The organism is Streptomyces sp. NPDC107538 (assembly GCF_055657445.1).
Map to the genome: position 1 here is coordinate 66,293 of NZ_JBVKAY010000014.1, position 17,028 is coordinate 83,320.

The 17,028-nt window shown below is 73.8% G+C and carries 14 protein-coding genes; 5 read left to right on the forward strand and 9 right to left on the reverse strand.

Going from position 1 to position 17,028, the window contains the following annotated elements:
• Positions 1-61: 61 nt before the first annotated feature.
• Both mycP and ACZ7MG_RS34905 read right to left on the reverse strand, forming a co-directional pair.
• The gene (mycP, locus tag ACZ7MG_RS34900) at positions 62-1,297 is read right to left on the reverse strand and encodes a type VII secretion-associated serine protease mycosin (protein ID WP_471389515.1); all 1,236 of its coding nucleotides are present in this window, start codon (positions 1,295-1,297) and stop codon (positions 62-64) included.
• Positions 1,294-2,487, reverse strand: a complete 1,194-nt coding sequence (locus ACZ7MG_RS34905; RefSeq protein WP_471389512.1) for a hypothetical protein — start codon at positions 2,485-2,487, stop codon at positions 1,294-1,296. The genes mycP and ACZ7MG_RS34905 overlap by 4 nt, the downstream gene beginning before the upstream one ends.
• 1,364 nt (positions 2,488-3,851) lie before the next feature.
• On the opposite strand from ACZ7MG_RS34905, the gene ACZ7MG_RS34910 reads away from it, so the two are divergent.
• On the forward strand, positions 3,852-5,054 hold the full coding sequence (locus ACZ7MG_RS34910) for an amino acid deaminase/aldolase (RefSeq protein WP_471389509.1): 1,203 nt from the start codon (positions 3,852-3,854) through the stop codon (positions 5,052-5,054).
• A gap of 20 nt (positions 5,055-5,074) precedes the next feature.
• Here ACZ7MG_RS34910 and ACZ7MG_RS34915 read toward each other — a convergent pair whose 3' ends face one another.
• The 4 genes from ACZ7MG_RS34915 to ACZ7MG_RS34930 are packed head-to-tail and all read right to left on the reverse strand — an operon-like array spanning position 5,075 to position 9,613.
• Positions 5,075-6,037, reverse strand: a complete 963-nt coding sequence (locus tag ACZ7MG_RS34915) for a DUF2510 domain-containing protein (protein WP_471389505.1) — start codon at positions 6,035-6,037, stop codon at positions 5,075-5,077.
• Between the two features lie 56 nt (positions 6,038-6,093).
• Entirely contained in the window at positions 6,094-6,876 is a 783-nt protein-coding gene (locus tag ACZ7MG_RS34920; RefSeq protein ID WP_471389502.1) for a 3-oxoacyl-ACP reductase, read from the reverse strand.
• The gene (locus ACZ7MG_RS34925; RefSeq protein WP_471389500.1) at positions 6,873-8,246 is read right to left on the reverse strand and encodes an aldehyde dehydrogenase family protein; all 1,374 of its coding nucleotides are present in this window, start codon (positions 8,244-8,246) and stop codon (positions 6,873-6,875) included. The genes ACZ7MG_RS34920 and ACZ7MG_RS34925 overlap by 4 nt, the downstream gene beginning before the upstream one ends.
• 8 nt (positions 8,247-8,254) lie before the next feature.
• Positions 8,255-9,613 carry a glutamine synthetase family protein gene (locus tag ACZ7MG_RS34930; RefSeq protein ID WP_471389498.1) on the reverse strand — a complete coding sequence of 453 codons (1,359 nt, stop codon included), beginning with the start codon at positions 9,611-9,613 and terminating at the stop codon, positions 8,255-8,257.
• An 86-nt stretch (positions 9,614-9,699) separates the two neighbouring features.
• Between ACZ7MG_RS34930 and ACZ7MG_RS34935 the strand changes: the two genes are divergently transcribed.
• From ACZ7MG_RS34935 to ACZ7MG_RS34945, 3 genes are all read left to right on the forward strand, one after another.
• The gene (locus ACZ7MG_RS34935) at positions 9,700-10,446 is read left to right on the forward strand and encodes a FadR/GntR family transcriptional regulator (protein WP_471389495.1); all 747 of its coding nucleotides are present in this window, start codon (positions 9,700-9,702) and stop codon (positions 10,444-10,446) included.
• Positions 10,447-10,551: 105 nt separating this feature from the next.
• Positions 10,552-11,991, forward strand: coding sequence for an ethanolamine permease (eat, locus tag ACZ7MG_RS34940; RefSeq protein ID WP_471389492.1), 1,440 nt, complete (start codon positions 10,552-10,554; stop codon positions 11,989-11,991).
• 39 nt (positions 11,992-12,030) lie between these two features.
• Positions 12,031-12,720 (forward strand): gamma-glutamyl-gamma-aminobutyrate hydrolase family protein, encoded by a 690-nt coding sequence (locus ACZ7MG_RS34945; protein WP_471389490.1) that lies wholly within the window; start codon positions 12,031-12,033, stop codon positions 12,718-12,720.
• A gap of 246 nt (positions 12,721-12,966) precedes the next feature.
• Here ACZ7MG_RS34945 and ACZ7MG_RS34950 read toward each other — a convergent pair whose 3' ends face one another.
• On the reverse strand, positions 12,967-13,920 hold the full coding sequence (locus ACZ7MG_RS34950; protein ID WP_471389487.1) for a phosphotransferase family protein: 954 nt from the start codon (positions 13,918-13,920) through the stop codon (positions 12,967-12,969).
• A 68-nt stretch (positions 13,921-13,988) separates the two neighbouring features.
• The gene (locus ACZ7MG_RS34955; RefSeq protein WP_471389484.1) at positions 13,989-14,927 is read right to left on the reverse strand and encodes a LysR family transcriptional regulator; all 939 of its coding nucleotides are present in this window, start codon (positions 14,925-14,927) and stop codon (positions 13,989-13,991) included.
• 70 nt (positions 14,928-14,997) lie between these two features.
• Between ACZ7MG_RS34955 and ACZ7MG_RS34960 the strand changes: the two genes are divergently transcribed.
• Entirely contained in the window at positions 14,998-16,275 is a 1,278-nt protein-coding gene (locus ACZ7MG_RS34960; protein WP_471389481.1) for a TDT family transporter, read from the forward strand.
• Here ACZ7MG_RS34960 and ACZ7MG_RS34965 read toward each other — a convergent pair.
• Positions 16,202-17,020, reverse strand: coding sequence for a helical backbone metal receptor (locus tag ACZ7MG_RS34965; protein WP_471946450.1), 819 nt, complete (start codon positions 17,018-17,020; stop codon positions 16,202-16,204). The two genes, ACZ7MG_RS34960 and ACZ7MG_RS34965, sit on opposite strands and share 74 nt — an antisense overlap.
• Positions 17,021-17,028 lie beyond the last annotated feature (8 nt).

Sequence of the window (17,028 nt, forward strand, 5' to 3'; positions counted from 1 at the left end):
AGTCCGAACCGAGGTCCTGGACGAAGTCCGGGACGAGGTCCGGGACGAGGTCCGGGACGCGTCAGATGACGTACTCGTCGGGGCGGCCGCGGCTCCGGCCGCGCCAGATGGCCACGGCGGTGACCAGGAGGAGCACGCCGAGGCCGCCCGCGGCGGGGGCGGCCCAGCCGGCGGTGGGGTCCTCCTCCTCGACCGGGTCCGGGCCGGAGCCGAAGTACTTGCCGCCGTACGAGGCCGTCTTGAGGTCGTCGGACGTGAGCCTGCCGCCCTCCTCGATCGCGGCGGCCGGGTCGACGAAGCCGAAACCGCGGGAGTCGTCGCGACCGCCGGCCGGGGCCTCGCGGGCGGTCTCCTCCAGGAGGCGTTTGACCTGGGCGGGGGTGAGGCCCGGGTGGGCCGCCTTGATGAGGGCGGCGGCGCCGGACACGAAGGCCGCGGCGGCGCTGGTGCCCCAGCCCTCGTAGTACTTGCGGTCCGGGTCGGCGATGACGACGTCCATGCCGGGGGCACTGACGGTGGCGTACCAGCGGCGGGTGGAGAAGACGGCGCGGTCGCCGTCCTCGTCGACGGCGGTCACCGCGATGACGCCCGGGTAGGCCGCCGGGTACGAGATGTGGTCGCCCTTCTCGCCGCCGTTGCCGGCCGAGGCGACGACGATCGAGCCCTTCGCCAGGGCGTACTGGACGGCGGCGTCCTCGGAGGGTTCCGGGTGGGCGGACTCGGAGTCGTCGCCGAGGGAGAGGTTGATGACGTCGACGTCCTGGTCGGCGGCCCAGCGGATGCCCTCGGCGAGGGCGTTGCCCCGGGTGTCGCGGGCCTTGGAGCGGGACGGGTCGCCGTCTTCGAGGATGACGCGGACGGGGAGGATCTTCGCCTCGGGGGCGATGCCGAGGACGCCTTCGGAGTCGTTCACGCCGTGTCCGTGGCCGGCGATGATCCCGGCCATGGCGGTGCCGTGCCGGGCCCAGGCGCGGTCGCCGCGCGAGGCGCCGAAGCCGACCATGTCCTTCGTCGGCAGGATGTTCCCGGCCAGGTCCGGGTGCTCGTCGTCGACGCCCGTGTCCAGTACGGCGACGGTGATCCCGGCGCCCTTCGTCGTACGCCACGCCTCCTGCGTGCGCATCGCGTCCAGCGCCCACTGCTGGTCCCGGATGCTGTCGGCGTGCGCGGCGGTGGACGGCAGGAGGGCGAGGGAGGCGGCGAGGGGGACGCTGAGGAGGGCGCGGCCCAAGGGGCGGCGGCAGCGCGGGGCGCGACGTTCGGCGGTCCCGGCCCGGTCGGGTTTGTCGGCTTTCATGACGGCTGCTCCGTGGCGGACGCGGCGGTTTTGCGCAGGCCGCGTTCGATGCGGTCGGCGAGGCCCTTCGCCTCGTGGCCGAGGCCGGACTGGGCGGGGGCGGTGGTGGCGCCGGCCTTCATCGCCTCCTCGGCGGGCTGCGGTTCGGTGACGGTACGGCCGTCGGCGAAGCCGGAGACGGCGTAGACGACGACGGGGACATCGGTGAGGACGGAGATCGTCCAGGAGGCCCGCTGGTCGTCGCCGAAGCCGGCGGCGACGGTGTCCTCGGCGGCGTACGGGCGGGGCATCAGGTCGGTACGGCGGTCGAGGCCGTCCTTGGCGAAGCGGTTCCTGAGCGCGGTCATGGCGGCGGCGTCGGTCTTGGTGAACATGAGGCCGACGGTGGTGACGTTGCTCTGGGTGGCGTCGGTGTAGGTGGCGCGCAGCAGCCGCAGGCAGCCGACGGGGGCGAGGGCCTTGCGCAGCAGCGGGTCGAAGGCGTCGGCGCAGCCGCTGTCGGGCGCGACGGCGATCCGGGTCCAGGTGCGGTCGGTGCCGCCGGGGCCGGCGCCCTCGCCGCGGACGGTGGGCGGGAACAGGTCGTCGACGGGGACGCCGTGCCACAGCTGGCCGGCCGCCGCGAAGGTGTCGCGGGAGGTGTCCGCGCCGGAGTCGCCGGTGAGCCAACTCCCGGCCGCGGCACCGCCGATGAGGCCGACACCGAGCACCACGCACGCGGCGACGGCCGCCGCGCGCGCCTTGGTGGGCCGCGGCCTGCGTCGACCGGCGTACGGCTCGGGCGGTGTCCAGGGCGAGGTGTCCGGCTGCGCGAATGTCACGAAGGGGCGGCCGGGCGAGGCCCCGAGCACACCGTCGAGCGCCTCGGCGGACCGCCGCGACGCCCATGTCGGCGGCTGCCAGCCGCCGGGCCGCTCCGGCGTGAGGGGCCGCGGCCGAGGCGTCCCTTCGGGGCCGGTCTCCTCGGACAGGGGTCGACGAGCAGGCGCGGCCGGGGGCGGGGCGCTGTCACGGAGCGGCGCGGCCGGGCGGGGCGAGTGGCCGTCGGCGGACGTGCCGGAGGGACGGGCCCGACGGTCGTCGGCGGCAGGCTCCGAGGGCCGTACGGCTCCCCCGCCGGCGGACGGTCCGGCGGACCGCTCACCGAGAGACGGGCCCGACTCGGCGGACCGGCCCCCCGAGGACGGCACACGCCGCCCGGCATCCCGCACCGAGGGCGGGGCATCGGGAAAGCGTGCCGAGGCCGGGGGTGGTGGTACGTCGCCCGAGCGACGAACGGCCGACGAGCCATCCGAGAAACGGGACGACGCCGCAGGCGCAGCGCCAGCGCCATCCGGGCGACGAACGCTCGGCGGGGCATCCGGAAAACGAGACGTTCCCGCAGGCGGAGTGTCATCCGAGCGGCGAGCGGCCCACGAGCCATCCGGGAAGCGGGACGGCGCCGCAGGCGCAGCGCCAGCGCCATCCGGGCGGCGAGCGCTCGGCGGGGCGTCCGGGAAGCGGGACGGCGGCGCAGGCTCGGTGTCAGCCGGGCGGCGGGCGGTTGGTGGGGTGTCCGGGGAGCGGGGTGGGGCGTCGGGGGGCGGCGGCGGGGAGGTGTCGTGGGGGCGGCGAGAGGGCGGGCGGCTGTCCGGGAAGCGGGTGGGGGCTGTCGGCGGGGTTTTCAGCAGGCGGGTCCAGGTCGCCGGCGGGGTGTCCGGGAAGCGGGCCGACGCGGGCGGAGGCGGCGGAGTGGCCGCGGGGCCGCCGCTCGGGCTCGCGGTGCGCCGGAAGTCGGAGAAGCGCGGGTGTTCGGCGCGGCGCGGGGCGGTGCCGCCGTCCGCGCCGGAAGCGCGCTCGGGGCCGCCGCTGCCCGAACTCCGGCTGCTCTCGGGGGTGTTCGGCAGGTCCGCCGTACCCGGGTGCCGTGCGTCCTGGGGCGTACCCGGCGCCGAGGACGGGCGGGGCGGGGTGCTGGGCCGCGCCGGCACTCCCGCCGTCGGGGGCCGCTGCGGACGGCGCGGCGCGGTCGGCCCCTTCCCTGCCCGGGGCGGCAGAGCCGTGGACTCCTCGGCCGCCCCGGAGCCGAACGGAGAAGGAGAGCGAGGAGGTGTGCCGGGCGTCGACGGGCCGGACGGGACGGGTGTCACGGTGCCCGACCCCGACCCCGACGCCGTGCGGTCCGAGGGGGTGTCTGCCGTGGTGCCGTCGTGGGTCGGCGGTATGGACGGGCGGGGCGGGACCGGTGGGCGTGGAGGGATGGAGGCGCGGCGCGCTTCCGTGCTCATGCACCCCCCGTTTCCTCGTCCCGTGCCGACCCGGAGGTCGTCCGGGCGTCCGACCGCCCGTGGGGAGCGATCGTCACGCAAACCGGGAGTCACCCCACCGACGATCCGCCGACACCACGGGCAAGCCATACCCCTGGCAGCGGATCGGCATCCCCGTCGAGGTCGTCCCTGCGTCCGCGTCACTCTACGGGTTGGCCCCGGTCGAACGGGAACCAGTCGGCGGGACCGTGGCTTTAGCCCGGAACGTCCCCCTACCCTGCGGTAATCATGTCTGGCAGGCTTCGAGCATGACTGCGCGCGCCGCCGACCGGGCCCGGTACGACCGGGCCACAGCTCACCTCGACGCTCCCCTCGCGATCGTCGACCTCGACGCCTTCGACGCGAACGCCGACGACCTCCGGCGCAGGGCCGGCGGCAAGCCGATCCGCGTCGCGAGCAAGTCCGTTCGCTGCCGGGCGCTGCTGGAGCGGGTCCTGGCCCGGGACGGCTTCCAGGGCATCATGTCGTTCACCCTCGACGAGTCCCTGTGGCTGGCCCGTTCCGGGTTCGACGACATCCTGCTCGCCTACCCGTCGGCCGACCACGCGGCGTTCGCCGAGCTGGCGGGCGACCCCAAGCTCGCCGCCGCGGTGACCGTGATGGTCGACGACCCCGCCCAGCTCCAGCTGATCGACAACTCCCGGCGGGGCGGCACCGAAGTCGTCCGGGTCTGCCTGGAGTTGGACACCTCGCTGAAGCTGCTCGGCGGACGGGTGCGCGTCGGCGCGCGGCGCTCCCCGCTGCACTCCCCCGCGCAGGTCGCCGACATGGCCCGCGCGGTCGCCGAGCGCCCCGGGTTCAAGCTGGTCGGGATCATGGCGTACGAGGGTCATATCGCCGGTGTCGGCGACTCGGTGGCGGGGCGGCCGGTCCGTTCGCGGGCGATCCGGATGATGCAGGCCACCGCGAAGAAGGAGCTGGCGGCGCGGCGGGCCGAGGTCGTGCGTGCCGTACGGCGGGTGGCGCCGGACCTGGAGTTCGTCAACGGCGGCGGTACGGGCAGTGTGCAGCACACGGCGGCGGAGGACGCGGTCACCGAGATCGGCGCCGGATCGGGCCTGTACGTGCCGAGGCTCTTCGACAACTACACCTCGTTCAGCGGGCGTCCGGCCGCGCTGTTCGCGATGCCCGTCGTACGGCGCCCCGGTGTCGGGGTCGTCACCGTGCTCGGCGGCGGTTACCCGGCCTCCGGCGCGCCGGGCCCGGACCGGCTGCCGGTGCCGTATCTGCCGGAGGGGCTGAAGTACGACCCGCAGGAGGGTCCGGGCGAGGTGCAGACCCCGCTGCTGGGCGCGCCCGCGGACGATCTGCTGCTCGGCGACAAGGTGTGGTTCCGGCACGCCAAGGCGGGCGAGCTGTGCGAGCGGTTCGACGTGCTGCACCTGGTCGAGGGCGACGAGGTGACGTCGACCGTGCCGACGTATCGCGGCGAGGGCCACACGTTCCTGTAGCCCGGAGCGGGCTCACGGGCTTACTGGGGGCCGAGGCTGCTGCCCACGCCGCCCGTGCTGCCCTCCGTGCTCCCGCCCTTGTCGCCGCCCGTGTCCGCGTTCGCGTCGCCCGCCGGGCGGATGCCCTCGACGATCTCGTCGATGTCGTCGAGCGGCGGGCCCTCGTCGCCCGCGTCGAGGGCGAAGCGGACCAGGACGGGGGCCTCGGAGCCGCTGGTGGAGGGGAAGACGAGGGACTGGACCCAGCCGCCGGATCCGGCGCCGGTGGTGACGCGCCAGCGCACGTAGTAGCCGGCGCGGCCCGCGACGGCGACCGAGCCGGAGCCGGCGACCTCGTGGCCGGTGATGCCGTCGTACGGCTGCCGGTCCAGGACGTTCTTGTCGAAGGCGTCGTTCGCGGCGTCCTCGATGTCGTTCTCGGCGAGGGTCTTCGGCGAGGTCTCGTCGCTGCCGGTGACGGTCCGGGAGACCACGACGCCGCCCCGGCAGACCGCGCCTTCGCCGGGGCAGTCGAAGGTGCCGTCGGTGACGAGCACGGCGTCCTCCTCGCCGGAGCCGTCGCCGCTCTCCCAGCCGTCGGGGACCGGGAACGTGATGCCGTTGAGGTCGTCCGTGACGCGGGTCGGGTCGCCGGAGGGGGACGCGGTGGCGGGTTTCGTCGGGGACGGGCTGTCGTCGCCCCCGGCGGTCGGGGAGGTCGTCACCGCGGTCGTCTCCCGGCCGCCGTCCCCGTCGCCGTCTTCGCCGAGCAGCAGGACGCCGCCGGTGACCGCCCCGGCGACCAGGACGGCCCCGACGGCGGCCAGCGCGACGACCTGGGTGCGGCCGAGGCCCCGGCGAGAGGACGGCCGCGAGGGGAGCACCGGCGGCACGGGCTGCTCGGGCTGGCGCCGGTGGTCGGTCCACGCGGTCCCGTCCCACCAGCGTTCGGTGAGCGGGTAGGACGGGTCGCTGTACCAGCCGGGCGGCGGCGAACTGCTCATCCCGGCACTTTAATCACACCGACGAGGTCGATGTTCCGGTCGCCGGGACGGACCGCCTAGAGCGGGGTGACGTACGCGCCCGAGATACCGCCGTCGACCAGGAAGTCGGTGGCGTTGACGAACGAGGAGTCGTCGCTGGCGAGGAACGCGACGGCCGCCGCGATCTCGGTGGCCTCGGCGAACCGTCCGACCGGGATGTGTACGAGTCGGCGCGCGGCCCGCTCCGGGTCCTTGGCGAACAGCTCCTGGAGCAGGGGGGTGTTGACCGGGCCGGGGCAGAGCGCGTTGACGCGGATGCCCTCCCGCGCGAACTGCACGCCCAGCTCCCGGGACATCGCCAGCACACCGCCTTTGGAGGCCGTGTACGAGATCTGGGAGGTCGCCGCGCCCATGCGGGCCACGAAGGACGCGGTGTTGATGATCGAGCCCTTGCCCTGCTGCCGCATGTAGGGGATCGCGGCCTTGCAGCACAGGTACACGGAGGTGAGGTTGACCTCCTGGACCCGCTTCCAGGCCTCCAGGCCGGTCTCCAGGATGGAGTCGTCGTCGGGCGGCGAGATGCCCGCGTTGTTGAAGGCGATGTCGACGCTGCCGTAGGTGTCGAACGCGGTCTTGAAGAGCGCGTCGACCTGCTCGGCGTCGGTGACGTCGACCTTCACGAAGAGCCCGCCGACCTCGTCGGCGGCGGCCTTGCCGCGTGCCTCGTCCAGGTCGCCGCAGACGACGTGCGCGCCCTCGGCGGCGAGCCGGCGCGCGGTGGCGAGGCCGATGCCGCTGCCGGCGCCGGTGATGACGGCGGTACGGCCGACGAGACGGCGGCAAACACTCTGTTCGGTCACTGTGCGGGGCCCTCCGTGCTGATGAAGACGTTCTTGGTTTCGGTGAAGGCGGTCAGGGCGTCCGGGCCCAGCTCGCGGCCGATGCCGGACTGCTTGAAGCCGCCGAAGGGGGTCCAGTAGCGCACGCTGGAGTGCGAGTTGACGGACAGGTTGCCCGCGCGGACGCCCTGGGAGACCCGCAGGGCGCGGCCGACGTCCCGGGTCCAGATGGAGCCGGAGAGGCCGTACGGGGTGTCGTTGGCGAGCCGTACGGCGTCCGCCTCGTCGGTGAAGGGCAGCAGGACGGCCACGGGCCCGAAGATCTCCTCGCGGGCGGCGGCGGAGTCGGGCCGCTCCCCGGTGAGCACGGTCGGCGGGAACCAGAAGCCGGGCCCCTCGGGGGCGCCGCCGCGCAGCGCGGTCGCCTCGTCGGGCACGAACTCCCGTACGCGGTCCAGCTGCTGACGGGAGATCAGCGGGCCCATCTGGGTCTTCTCGTCGGCGGGGTCGCCCACCACCACGGCGGCCAGGCTCTCGGCGAGGAGGGCGTGGACCTCGTCGTACACGGACTCCTGGACCAGGATCCGGGTGCGGGCGCAGCAGTCCTGGCCGGCGTTGTCGAGGAACGAGAAGGGGTCGACGGCGGTCTTGAGGTCGGCGTCGGCGAAGACGATGTTGGGGCTCTTGCCGCCGAGTTCGAGGGTGACCTGCTTGACCTGGTCGGCGCAGAGTTCCATGACGCGCTTGCCGGTCCGGGTGGAGCCGGTGAAGACGATCTTGGCGACGCCGGGGTGCCGGACGAGGGCCTCGCCGGTGATGTCGCCGCGTCCGGGCAGGACCTGGAAGAGGTGTTCGGGGAGCCCTGCCTCCAGGGCGAGTTCGGCGAGGCGCAGCGCGGTGAGCGGGGTGGTCTCGGCGGGCTTGAGGAGGACGGCGTTGCCGGCGGCGAGCGCGGGTGCGGTGCCCCAGGCGGCGATGGGCATGGGGAAGTTCCAGGGCGCGATCACCCCGACGACCCCGAGGGGTTCGAGGATCGTGACGTTCAGGCCGCCCGGCACCGGGATCTGCCGGCCGGAGAGCCGTTCGACGCCGCCGGCGGCGTAGTCGAGCAGGTCCCGGACGTTGCCGGCCTCCCAGCGGGCGTTGCCGAGGGTGTGTCCGGCCTCGCGGACCTCCAGAAGGGCGAGTTCCTCGACGTGGTCGTCGACGACGGAGGCGAAGCGGCGCAGCAGCCGGGCCCGGTCGGCGGGGGCGCCGGCGGCCCAGGCGCGCTGTGCCTTCTCCGCCCGGCCCACGGCCGTGTCCACGTCGTGCTCGGCGGCGCCCGCGACGGCGGCGATGACCTCCTCCGTCGCCGGATTGAGGACGTCCAGGATGTGGTGCTGGGACACGGGATGCCTCACAGACGTTCGAAGGAGCGGCGCAGCTCCCAGTCGGTCACGGCGGCGTCGAAGGCCGCCAGTTCGACGCGGGCCATGTTCAGGTAGTGCGCGACGACCTCGTCGCCGAAGGCGGCCTTGGCGATGGGGCTGTTCTCCCACAGCTCGGCGGCCTCGCGGAGGGTGGTCGGCACATGGGCGTAGTCGGCGGCGTAGGCGTTGCCCGCGCACACCTCCGGCAGCTCCAGCTTCTGTTCGATGCCGTACAGGCCGGCCGCGATCAGGCCCGCGACGGCGAGGTGCGGGTTGACGTCACCGCCGGGGAGCCGGTTCTCGAAGCGCATCGAGCGGCCGTGGCCGACGACCCTGAGCGCGCAGGTGCGGTTGTCGTAGCCCCAGGCGACGGCGGTCGGGGCGAAGGAGCCCGGCTGGAACCGCTTGTAGGAGTTGATGTTGGGGGCGTAGAGCAGCGAGAAGTCGCGGAGGGCGGCCAGCTGTCCGGCGAGGAAGTGCCGCATGACCTCGGACATCTCCTGCCCGGCGGCCATGACGTTGACGCCGTCGGAGTCCGCGAGGGAGAGGTGGATGTGGCAGGAGTTGCCCTCGCGCTCGTTGTACTTCGCCATGAAGGTGAGCGAGACGCCCTCCTGCGAGGCGATCTCCTTGGCGCCGGTCTTGTAGATCGCGTGCTGGTCGCAGGTGACCAACGCCTCGTCGTACTTGAAGGCGATCTCGTGCTGGCCGGGGTTGCACTCGCCCTTGGCGGACTCGACGGTCAGCCCGGCGGCGGCCATCTCGTTGCGGATCCGGCGGAGCAGGGGCTCGATACGGCCGGTGCCGAGGACCGAGTAGTCGATGTTGTACTGGTTGGCCGGGGTCAGGCCCTTGTAACCGGCGTCCCAGGCCTGCTCGTAGGAGTCCTTGAAGACGATGAACTCCAGCTCGGTGCCGACGTTGGCCGTGTAGCCGAGTTCGGCGAGGCGCTCCAGCTGGCGGCGCAGGATCTGGCGGGGCGCGGCGACGACCGGGGAGCCGTCGCTCCAGGCCAGGTCGGCGATGAGCATGGCCGTGCCCTCGTTCCACGGCACCCGGCGCAGGGTGCTCAGGTCCGGGTGCATGGCGAAGTCGCCGTAGCCCCGGTCCCAGGAGGACATCGCGTAGCCGTCGACGGTGTTCATCTCGGTGTCGACGGCGAGCAGGTAGTTGCAGCCCTCGGTGCCGTGGGCGAGCACCTCGTCGAGGAAGAAGCGCGCGGCGAACCGCTTGCCCTGGAGGCGCCCTTGCATGTCGGGGAAGGCCAGGACGACAGTGTCGATCTCACCGCCCGCGACGAGGGTGTGGAGTTCCTCGACGGTGAGCGGGGGTGTGCGGTCTGCCACGGGAAAGCCTCCTAGGGGCTTCTTCGGCCATCCGGGAGCCATAAGGTATTACCCGTAACCATTAGTTGGGAAGGGGGAACCGCCACATGTCGCGGACAGGAGCGGAACCGGAGACTCCGTGGGCCGACGACCGACTGGCGTCCGTGCTGCGGCCCGTGCGGGCGGGCAACGGCTTCGAGGAGGCCCTGGAGCAGATCCTCCAGGTGGTCCGGCTCGGGCTGGTACCGGGCGGCGAGCGGCTGCCTGCGGAGCGCGACCTGGCCGAGCGGCTCGGGATCAGCCGGGTGACGCTGCGCGAGGTGCTGAAGGTGCTCCAGGACCAGGGGCTGATCGAGGCGCGGCGCGGGCGGTACGGCGGAACGTTCGTGCTGCCGCGCGTGGACACCCCGGGCGAGGACGAGCTGCGCCGCCGCCTGAAGGGCATCGACGTCGAGGACACCCTGCGGTTCCGCGAGGTGCTGGAGGTGGGCGCGGCCGGGCTGTGCGCGGCCCACGGGCTGAGCAGCGAGGGGGCCGACCGGCTGCGGACGGCGCTGGCCCGTACGCACAACGCGCCGCTGACGGAGTACCGCCGTCTGGACACCCTGCTGCACCTCACGATCGCCGAGCTGTCGGGCTCCCCGTCGCTGGCGGGCCAGTACGCGGCCGTCCGCGCGGGGGTCAACGACCTGCTCGACTGCATCCCGCTGCTGGTACGGAACCTGGAGCACTCCCAGCAGCAGCACACGGCCCTGGTGGAGGCCGTGCTCGACGAGGACGCGGAGGCGGCGCGGGAGATCATGCGGGAGCACTGCGCGGGCACGGCGGCCCTGCTGCGCGGCTTCCTGGGATGAGGCTCCCGGGAGTGGATTTACGGGCGTGTAACGCACGGGTATTGCTTTTCGGCCACCCCTCCCACAAAGGTATGGATCCATTCCTTTGAGTGGGGAGAGTGCGCCATGTCCCTGAAAGCCACGGACACCGCCGACGCGGCGGACGACTATCTGGAGCGCCGGACGCTCCGCCGGGGCAGCGCCGGCTGGGTACTGCTGACCGGCCTCGGCGTCGCCTATGTCGTCTCCGGCGACTTCTCCGGCTGGAACCTCGGCCTCGCGGAGGGCGGCTTCGGAGGCCTGGCGATCGCCACCGTGCTCATGGGCACGATGTACGCCTGTATGGTCTTCGCCCTCGCCGAACTGTCCGCGATCCTGCCCACGGCCGGCGGCGGCTACGGCTTCGCCCGCCGGGCGCTCGGCCCCTGGGGCGGCTTCCTGACGGGCACGGCGATCCTGATCGAGTACGTGCTGGCCCCGGCCGCCATCGTGATCTTCATCGGTGACTATGTGGAGTCGCTCGGCCTGTTCGGCCTGGAGTCCGGCTGGCCGGTCTACTACGTCTGCTTCGCGATCTTCATCGGCATCCATCTCTGGGGGGTCGGCGAGGCCCTGATCGCCAGCTTCGTCGTCACCGGTATCGCGGTGTTCGCCCTGATCGTGTTCGCGCTGGGCGCGCTGCCGGACTTCAGCGTCTCCGCGCTCGACGACATCCCGGTCGACTCGTCGGCCTTCGGCGCGAGTTCATGGCTGCCGATGGGACTGCTCGGTATCTGGGCGGCGTTCCCGTTCGGTATGTGGTTCTTCCTGGGCGTGGAGGGTGTACCGCTGGCCGCCGAGGAGACCAAGGACCCGGCGCGTGCGCTGCCGAAGGCGATCCGCTGGTCGATGGGCGTCCTGGTGCTGCTGGCCGTGATCACCTTCCTGGCCGCCGCCGGGGCGCGCGGCTCCGCCGCCATCCAGGACGCCGGCAACCCGCTGGTCGAGGCGCTCCAGCCGGACGGCAAGGCGACCGCGCTCAGCCGTTTCGTGAACTACGCCGGTCTGGCCGGCCTCGTGGCCTCCTTCTTCTCCCTGATCTACGCCGGTTCCCGCCAGCTCTTCGCCCTCTCCCGGGCCGGCTACCTCCCCCGGGTCCTCTCGCTCACCAGCAGCCGCAAGGCCCCGTATCTGGGTCTGCTGGTGCCGGGCGCGATCGGTTTCGCGCTGGCCGCGGCCACCGGGGACGGCGGCCGGATGCTGAACATCGCCGTCTTCGGCGCCACCATCAGCTATGCGCTGATGGCCCTGTCGCACATCGTGCTGCGCCGCCGGGAGCCGGGGCTGGAGCGGCCGTACCGTACGCCGGGCGGGGTGCTGACCTCCTCGGTCGCCCTCGTCCTTGCGTGCTCGGCGCTGGTGGCCACCTTCCTGGTGGATGTGACGGCCGCGTTCATCGCGCTCGGGGTGTACGCGGTCGCGGCGGCGTACTTCGGGTTCTACAGCCGTAAGCACCTGGTGGCGAAGGCGCCGGAGGAGGAATTCGCGGCGCTGGCCGCCGCCGAGGCAGAGTTGGCACGGGACTGACTCGTTCCGTTCCGTGGGTTCCATGAGTGGGGAGCACGTGTGACCAGGCCGTTGATCGGTGTGAGTACGTATCTGGAGTCCGGCGCGCGCTGGGGCGTCTGGGAGCTGGAGGCGGCGCTGCTGCCGGTCGGCTACCCCCGGCTCGTGCAGGCGGCGGGCGGCGTCGCCGCGATGCTGCCGCCGGACGACCCGTCGCACGCCGCCGGGGCGGTCGCCCGCCTCGACGGCCTGGTCATCGCGGGCGGCCCCGATGTGGACCCCGCCCTGTACGGCGCCGAGCGCTCCCCGCGCTGTGGCCCGCCCGCGCCCGAGCGCGACGCGTGGGAGCTGGCGCTGATCCGGGCGGCGCTGGACTCCGGCACGCCCCTCCTCGGCATCTGCCGGGGTATGCAGCTGCTGAACGTCGCCCTCGGCGGCACGCTCGTCCAGCACCTCGACGATCACGTGGTCGAGGTCGGTGTCTTCGGCCGGCATCCGGTGAAGCCGGTGCCGGGTACGCGGTACGCCGACATCAACGCGGAGGAGGTCGACGTCCCGACCTACCACCACCAGGCCGTCGACCGGCTCGGCGCCGGGCTCCTGCCGTCCGCGTACGCGTCCGACGGGACGGTCGAGGCGATCGAACTCCCCGATCCCGCGTGGGTGCTGGGTGTCCAGTGGCATCCGGAGATGGGCGAGGACGTGCGGGTGATGCGGGCGCTCACGGTGGCGGCGGGCCGGGGCGCCTAAGGGGGCGGGGCGACGGTGATCGGGCGGGTGCGAGTGCGTGGGGTTGCTCGCGCAGTTCCCCGCGCCCCTGAAAGATGAAAAGCACGGGGCGCAGCCCCTGCTTTTCAGGGGCGCGGGGAACTGCGCGAGAAGCCCCACCGGCCCGCGCATACCCACCCACCCCGCGCGGAGCGCGAAAGGGGGGTCGAAGGGGCGCAGCCCCTGGTGGATGGGACGGGTAGGGGCGGCGGGGGCGAAAAACCACCCTCAGTCGAGCCGCGCTCTCAACCACTCCAGCGCCGCTTCCCCCTGGGCCCGCTGGAAAGCCCGAAGCGTCGGGATGCCAGGTACGGGCGGTCGCCGGGAGTGTTCGATCAGGAACCCCGCGAAGGCGGCCAACACGGCGGTGACCCCGTCCGGCTCGGCCGTCCGCCCCAGGGGATGCGCCGTGAACACCCGCTCGGGGCACGGCCCACCCTGAGCCCTGACACACGGCAGCATCAACACCAGGTCGAACCACGGCGCGGCCCCGCTCTGGGCATGCGGCCAGTCGACGAAGACGACCCGCCCGTCCGCCGTGAGCAGCATGTTGTCGGCCCGCAGATCGCAGTGCGCGAGGGTGTCCCCTACCGCGAACTCCCCCCAGCGGGAGGAGAGTTCGGCGAGCCGGGACAGATGCCGGACGGTCCACGGGTCGAGCCCCTCCCCCGTGTCCCCCGCGTCGATCATCCGCTGCCACCCCCGGAAGCTCCCGGCCAGGCCCTCCACCAGGGGCGGCGCGGCGACGGGCGCGGGCGTGAGCGTACGACTCAACTCCCCCACCGCGTCCAGCACGATCTGCAACTCGCCCTCCCGCCAAGGGACATGGGGCTGACGCCCCCTCACGTTCTCGAACACCAGGGCCACCCACGTACCGTCGTCGTACGTACCGAGCAGCCGGGGCGCGGGCACCTCCGCCGGGAGCGCGGCGGCATGGCGCGCCTCGCGCCGGTGCAGCTTGGGACTGTCGGGGTTGGCCAGCACGCTCACCGCCTTCACGAAGGCGCGGCGGCCCCCGGCGGTGACGACCCGCGCGGCCACTCCGGGCGAGAACCCGCCCGGTTGTGTCACCGCCTCGACCACCGGCCCACCGAGCACCTCGGCGACGGCGTCACGGACCGCCTCAGGCAGGGCCTCCCAGGGCGCACGGACACCGGTCGCGGGCGGGGCGATGAGGGTCATGCCCGCATCCTGCGGGTGCCGCGCAGGCCCACGCCACCGCTTTTCGACGGCGGGGCCGCCCGCGCGCGTCAGCCTCCGGACACCGACGCCGACGCTCCCCGGGTCAGGCCCAGCAGATCCCGGGCCGGGCCGGCCGGGCGGTGGCCCGTCGGCCAGACCGCGCGGAGGGCGCGGCGCAGGCGTACGCCGTCCACCGGGATGCGGACCAGGCGACGGGCGGAGAGTTCCTCGCCGAGGGCCAGTTCGCTGAGCACCGCGGGTCCCGCGCCGCTCAGCGCGGACGACTTCACCGCCGTCGTGGAGGACAGCTCGATGAGGGGCCGGGCCAGGCCGCCCAGGGCGGCCTCCAGGACCTGGCGCGTGCCGGACCCCTTCTCCCGGAGGATCAGCGGTGTGGAGGCCAGCTCCGCCGCGTCCAGGGGCTTGCGGCGGCGGGCCCACGGGTGGCTCGGCGAGGTGACGACGATCAGGTGGTCGTGGGCTATCACGGCCGCGTCCAGCCCGGCCGGGACGGTGGGCCCCTCGACGAACCCGAGGTCGGCCTCGTCCGCGAGCAGCCGCTCCGCCACGACCGTCGAGTTGCCCGCGAGGAGCGACACCGCCGTGTCCGGACGCGCGGCGCGCAGCGCGATGAGCCAGCCGGGCAGCAGATACTCGGCGATGGTCATGCTCGCGGCGACCCGGAGCCGGGAGTCGCGCCGGTCCCGCAGCGCCTGCGCGCCCACGTCGAACGCCTCGGCCGCCTCCACGATCCGCCGGGCCCAGTCCGTGACGAGCGCCCCCGCGTCGGTGAGCCGGGACCCGCGCGGCGACCGGTCGACCAGCGCGACCCCCAACTGCCGTTCCATGGACCGGATCCGGCTGCTCGCGGCCGGCTGGGTGATCCCCAGCTCCCGGGCCGCCCGCCCGAGCGAGCCCAGCCGGGCCACGGCCAGCAGCAGTTCGAGCGCCCCGAGATCCGGCACCCGGTGGGCCAGCCCGCCCCGCCCCTCGCTCGTCTCACTCATAACCCCAGCTTATGCCCCCATACAAGCGAACTCCCTGGTGGGCCCCGCACGACGCCGCGACGCTCGAAGCATGGCCACCGCAGTCCGCCCACCCCAGCCGGTCCGTACCGCCCACCCCGCTCACCCGACGCACTCCGGGCCCGCCACTCATCCCCACACCCGCCCCCGCCTCCCCGCCCTCCGCCACCTCGGCCCGAACTGGTACGCCCCGGTCATGGGCACCGCGATCGTGGCCTCGGCCGGAGCCGGACTCCCCCTGCACGTCCCGGGCCTGCGGACGGCGTGCGCGGCGGTCTGGGCGCTCGCGCTGCTCGCCCTGGTGGTCCTCCTCGGCGCCCGCGCCCTGCACTGGGCCCACCACCGCGACCAAGCCCGCGCCCACCTCCTCGACCCGGCCGTGGCCCCCTTCTACGGCTGTCTCTCCATGGCCCTGCTGGCCGTCGGCGGCGGTGCCCTGGCCGTGGGCCGGGACTGGATCGGGATGCGCGCGGCCGTCGTGCTGGACGTGGTGCTCTTCGGCGCCGGGACGGTCGTGGGGGTGACCGCCGCCGTCGTCGTGCCGTATCTGCTGATCGTCCGGCACCGGATCGAGCCCGCCCAGGTCACTCCCGTGCTGCTGCTCCCCCTCGTCGCGCCCATGGTCTCCGCCGCGCTCGGCCCGCTGCTCGTCCCGCATCTGCCGCCGGGGCAGGCCCGGCAGACGCTGCTGCTCGGCTGTCTCGCGCTGTTCGGGCTGAGCCTGCTGGCCACGCTGCTCGTGCTGCCGCTGGTGTTCGGCCGACTGGTCACGGCGGGCCCGCTGCCGCTCGCCCTCACCCCGAGCCTGTTCCTGGTCCTGGGCCCGCTCGGACAGTCGACCACCGCCGCCGGCAACCTGGCCGACGCGGCCCCCGGCGCCGTATCAGCCACGACAGCCGTTTCGGCCGCTTCAGTCGCTTCAGCCGGTTCAGCCGCTTCAGGCGTACCGGCCGCATCGACCTCGTACGCGCACGGCCTCACCAGCATCGCCGTCCTCTACGGCATCCCGGTCCTGGGCTTCGCCCTGCTCTGGCTCGCGCTCGCCTCGGCGATGGTCGTACGGGCCCGGCGCCTGGGCATGGGGTTCTCGATGGGGTGGTGGGCGTTCACCTTCCCGGTCGGCACCTGTGCGACCGGCGCGGAGGCGCTGGCCCGGCACACGGGGCTTCTCGCCCTCGACGTGCTCGCCGTCGCGCTGTACACGCTGCTGCTCGCGGCCTGGGTGACGGCCGCCGTGGGCACCGCGCGCGGTCTGCTCAGCGGTGAGCTGCTCGCAGCGCCGCGCCCAGCACTCGCGGCGCCTCGGCCAACGACGGCCCGTACCACGTGAGATGACGGCCGCTCACCAAGGCGCACGGCAGCCCGGGGAACGCCTCGGGCCCGTCGTCGGCGGTGAAGCGGTACGGCTCGTCGGGCAGGACCACCACATCGGGGGCGGCGGCCCGCAACTCCTCGACGGGGACCCGGGGATAGCGCTCCGCGTGCCCGGCGTAGAGATGGTCGACGCCGAGCCGGGCGAGCACGTCACCGGCGAAGGTGTCCCGGCCCAGGACCATCCACGGGCGCCGCCAGATGGGTACCACGGCGGTCGTACGGCGGTCGGCGGTCGTCCGGCCGTCGGCGGTCGTCCGGCGGCCCGGCATCGGTGGCCCGGCCTCCCCCGTCCCCGGCGGCCGGGACCACGCCGACTCCGCCTCGTCCAGCCAGCGCGGACGGGACCGGGCCCCGCAGGCGCGCAGCACACGGTCGAGTTCGGTGAGGGCGCCCGGCACGTCCCGCACCTCGGTGACCAGGACCTCGATGCCGGCCTCCCGCAGTGCGGTGAGGTCGGGCTCGCGGTTCTCCTCCTCGTTGGCGATCACCAGGTCGGGGGCGAGGCGGGCGATGACATCGGTCTTGGGGTTCTTGGTCCCGCCGATCCGGACGGCGTCAAGATCACTCGGGTGGCTGCACCAGTCGGTGACCCCCACCAGGGTGCCGGGCAGCGTCACGGCGACCGCCTCCGTCAGCGACGGGACGAGGGAGACGACACGGGGACCGGAGAACCCGGAGGGCACGGAAGACCCGTAAGGCACGGAGGTCA